The organism is Klebsiella sp. NPDC088457, from assembly GCF_044900465.1.
Lineage (GTDB): Bacteria > Pseudomonadota > Gammaproteobacteria > Enterobacterales > Enterobacteriaceae > Klebsiella.
The window spans coordinates 1-3,227 of record NZ_JBJDNH010000106.1 but is presented as its reverse complement, the minus strand read 5'-3'; the positions used below and the strand labels follow the sequence as shown (position 1 = coordinate 3,227).

Below are 3,227 nucleotides of genomic sequence, written 5' to 3'. Positions count from 1 at the left end.
TTATCGCTGAAGCTAATCCTGAGTAAAACGGTGGATCAATATTAGACCGTCGGTGGAGATGTAAGTGGATCACTTTTTAACCGTCGTTGACACAAGCCATGAGACGTCTGCACTATGCCAGGAAGATCGAGGCCATTTACAGAGCCATTAAGGCGAATAACAAATCCGCCCAGGTTCAGACGACACAAAGATAAAGACCTCACTCAGGAGGTCTTTACGTTAAGTTTGAAATCAATCAATCGCCCTCCAGATTAAATGACTTTCTGGATGGTGAATAATACTGAGATAATCCTTCAGCGCATCCTGCCGTGATACCAGATGCTTACAGACATGAGCATATTCAGGCCCCATCTCTGCTACCTGCCATGACAGCCAGTTCATAATCATCAGCGTGGCAATAATTCCGGCTGCATCGGCGCTGACTTCACCCTCAAAATAATTTCCGGGGATGCTCATTTTGTAACGCTGCTCACTTTCCGGTGCAATATACCCGGTCTGCGTCGTGATGAACTGGATGCGGTTTGGTGCAATATTTCCGCCAACACCTTGTGGAATAATCCAGTAAGACCAGAAACCGCCATCGTAATCGGAATGCTGACGTAACCAGCTTGCGGTCATATTATCCGCTGACGGAGTAAAAAATAGTGCCGGGATAAAATCCAGACGCTCATCATCATCGGTCACTGCATAGCGCAGATATTTGTCTGTTTTAAATTGTTCGTCAGATTCACGAGTGGCGGTGTTGACGTTTATTGCGTGCATACTGGTATTCTCCTTCGCGGTTTATTAGATCGTTCGACTTCATCACTGAGCGGCGAAGGGCAATTTGCAGCCGACGGGGAGAAAATAAAGGGGCGCTTGCGTTTATACACCCCTTTATTTTCGACACGGCTGATGCTAAAAGCTGCCCTCCGCGAAAGATGACGTCAGACGATATAGAGCAGGGCGAGAATGCACACAACACGTAACGTCAATTCGGTCTTTATCGAATTCACGTTACGGCCCTCAGAGTGGCGGGACTTTATCGACACGGTAAAAGCGGCGCATCCTGGTGAGGATGCAGCAAGCGCGAATTTGAATTTGCGTCAGGATGGAAGCCCGTAGGGCAGAGACAGCTTGCTGGCTCTGTTCACGACAGCCGTGTCCCTCCGGGACGACGCCCGGACCGGTATTTATTGTATTTACCATAAAGGATAAATACCGGAAGAGATGAACATCAGGATACCGGATAAGATGTAACAGACCTGAATAAATAATAATGATGAGACAACCCCGCGTCGGAATAATACCTGCGGCGCGTAGCGCAGCCGGTATTATTCTGCACCGCAGGTGCGCGGCCTTTTCCCGCCGTCGGGCAGGTAACCCCCTGCCCTTCTGGTTATTTACGCGGCCTCCTGTATTCCCCGCAAAAAGTCCCGCATAGCCCTGAACCGGCCCAGATCTGCCAGACGTTTTTCAAAGTCATTGAGGTAATAAACCGGGGTATACCTTACCCTGTTAATTGTCATTGTTAACGTGTTACCCGTTACCACTTCCGCTGCAATCCCCAGCAGTGACAGCTGGATGAAGGCCATATCTGCCGCCACCGGATCGATACCCAACAGACGGGACTCATAAATCTCGTAGTGCAGACCACACGCGCGGTTAGCCTGTTTTTCTATGCGTGCCAGCACCACATCCGCGCGAATGACATCAAACGGGTTACGGGAGTGGATATTGCGAATAAAGCCATCAGTGCGAAGGTTCATATTTCTACGGGTCATAACAGGTCACCTTCAGTGGGTTAATTCACACCTAAACGCTTGAACATATCTGCGATAATGTTCCGTCGTGCATATGAAGCACCGGCAGCTTTCAAATCAGCCAAGACATTAATGCATAGCTGGCGCTCTGCCCGTGGAATGCCAGTACCTTTGCTGTGACAGGTTCCGGGCAGGTCATAACCCATCTTTCGGTAGATTCTTTGGTGGCGGTTTTGACGTTGACGTTGTGTGTGTTCATTCTGCTTTTCCTCTGGTCTGGTGGTTAATCCATCTCTCGGTGAGTTCCCTGGCGGCAAAGGGCAAAGGAGCAACGTCGTAAGGAGGAGAACAAGGGGCGGAGACAAAAAGTTTTTGCGGCTCCTGGCAAAAAGTTTTTGGCGGAGTTCATTTCACCCCTTGGATGACGACGCGACGGTGCTACGAGCAGCCCTCCGCCGGGGAACGGACGAGAGATGACTCACCAGGGGAAGGGATGAGAATGAACACACCCGACACGACGGAACGGCGTGGCGCCAATAGAGTGCCGGCAGCTTTATCGCCGGCACGGTGAAAGCGGTGCGACCGGAACGGACGCAGCAAGCGCGTCGTTGACGTCAGCCATCAGACACTAGCCGAATGGCCCGAAACCGCCTGCGGGTTCGGCGAAGCTTACCGCGTCATTTCGCGGTTAGCGGAGTGTGGCTTGACGACTGGACGCGAAGCGGCCGGGAGCCGAAGGGGGCAGCAGGGTATTAAGAAAAAGAGTCATCACAGCAGAGATATGAACAGGAAGCAGGTCAGGATCAGGGAGATAACAGGAAAATCGCGGAAATGAAAGACGGGCGGCGCGTCAGCGCGGCCAGTTTTCCCGGTGCCACAGGCGCGCGGCATTTGAGGGTGAATTCAGGTGGGGCACAAATGCGATCACGTCGTACCAGGAAAAAGGGGTTACCGGCGAACCGGTAACCCCTTCATAAAGGCGCTTCAGGCATGTCAGACCAACGCAGCCCTGAAAAGGCGGGGTTTCCCCCGCCTCCAGGTTGCTACTTACCGTTGGATTCGTAAGCCAGGCTTGCCGCTACCTCCCTGTTTCCGTCCTTTAGCCGGACCTCGCACAAGCGATCCCGGGTCAGGCATGTGAATATCAAGAGCGTTAAACACACGATTAATACGCACCATAACAGGGTACTTCGCGGCAGTTTCATGAATTACTCCTCCTTGCATTACGCACGGTAAGAGGCCATACTGGTGTTGACTAGACATACAGTGGGCCTCGTGGGTTAATGAAAATTAACTACGGGGCTTTCTGCTTTCTGCCACACAACACGGCAACAAACCACCTTCACGTCATGAGGCAAAAAGCCTCAAGCGCCGTCGCCATTATACCTTAGGTCGAGTCCGTCAAGGTGGTGTAAATTCAGTTACAGCCTTCCGGTCCGGTAATGGGCCTGTTATGCGCTGACTGGCAGCGCTTCGATTACGTCC

At 51.8% G+C, this 3,227-nt stretch carries 3 protein-coding genes and 3 pseudogenes; 1 reads left to right on the top strand and 5 read right to left on the bottom strand.

Annotated elements, in window-relative coordinates; genetic code table 11:
* Positions 1–92: 92 nt before the first annotated feature.
* Positions 93–194, top strand: a pseudogene (locus ACI2JR_RS28135) (lytic transglycosylase); the annotation flags it as partial.
* Between the two features lie 37 nt (positions 195–231).
* Here ACI2JR_RS28135 and ACI2JR_RS28130 read toward each other — a convergent pair.
* From ACI2JR_RS28130 to ACI2JR_RS28110, 5 genes and pseudogenes are all read right to left on the bottom strand, one after another.
* Positions 232–762 carry an antirestriction protein gene (locus ACI2JR_RS28130; RefSeq protein ID WP_462480091.1) on the bottom strand — a complete coding sequence of 177 codons (531 nt, stop codon included), beginning with the start codon at positions 760–762 and terminating at the stop codon, positions 232–234.
* Positions 763–1,382: 620 nt separating this feature from the next.
* On the bottom strand, positions 1,383–1,763 hold the full coding sequence (locus ACI2JR_RS28125; protein WP_462480090.1) for a hypothetical protein: 381 nt from the start codon (positions 1,761–1,763) through the stop codon (positions 1,383–1,385).
* 20 nt (positions 1,764–1,783) lie between these two features.
* Positions 1,784–2,001, bottom strand: a pseudogene (locus ACI2JR_RS28120) (hypothetical protein).
* Between the two features lie 784 nt (positions 2,002–2,785).
* Complete coding sequence (locus tag ACI2JR_RS28115) at positions 2,786–2,908, bottom strand: Hok/Gef family protein (protein ID WP_308700848.1); 123 nt, start codon at positions 2,906–2,908, stop codon at positions 2,786–2,788.
* A pseudogene (locus ACI2JR_RS28110) lies at positions 2,853–2,966 on the bottom strand (DUF5431 family protein); the annotation flags it as partial. The pseudogene ACI2JR_RS28110 and the gene ACI2JR_RS28115, both read right to left, overlap by 56 nt.
* Positions 2,967–3,227: the final 261 nt, after the last annotated feature.